The organism is Arthrobacter sp. Y3223164, assembly GCF_059091005.1.
Map to the genome: position 1 here is coordinate 1 of NZ_JBNHGF010000814.1, position 526 is coordinate 526.

The 526-nt window shown below is 72.4% G+C and carries 1 pseudogene; it reads left to right on the plus strand.

The annotated features are described in order from the left end of the window. Positions 1–526 (plus strand): annotated as a pseudogene (locus AC5RUJ_RS18170) (hypothetical protein); the annotation flags it as partial.

The following is a 526-nucleotide window of genomic DNA, read 5'->3' on the forward strand; positions in this document are numbered from 1 at the left end:
CGCGGTATCGGGGACATCGCGGCCTGCCCGCCCGGCACGCTGCCGCGGCTCGTCGTCGTCGTCGACGAATTCCGGATGCTGGGCGAGGACGCGCCGCAGGCGCTTCCCGAGCTGATGCGCGTGGCCACCGTGGGCCGTGCCTTGGGCATCCACCTGGTGCTGGCCACGCAACGGCCGCAGGGTGCCGTCTCCTCGGACATCCGCGCGAATATCACCACCATGATCGTGCTGCGGACGCAGAACACGGTCGAGTCCCGCGACCTGCTGGATTCGCCCGTGGCCGCCGACATTCCGGTGACCGCGAGGGGCAGGGCCTACCTGCGCGTCGGCACGCAGGATGCGGTGCCCTTCCAGTCCGCCTGCAGCACCCTGCCGGCCGCCGGACACTTCCCGCTCTTCCGGACCGTGGACGAATGGCTGGCGGCAGAACCACCGGCAGCGGCAGCGCCGGAGGGCACCGCAGTGGTGGAGCGGTTGGTGGCCGAGGCTGCGGCAGGGTCCCGTGACCTCGGCCTGCCGGAGGCCC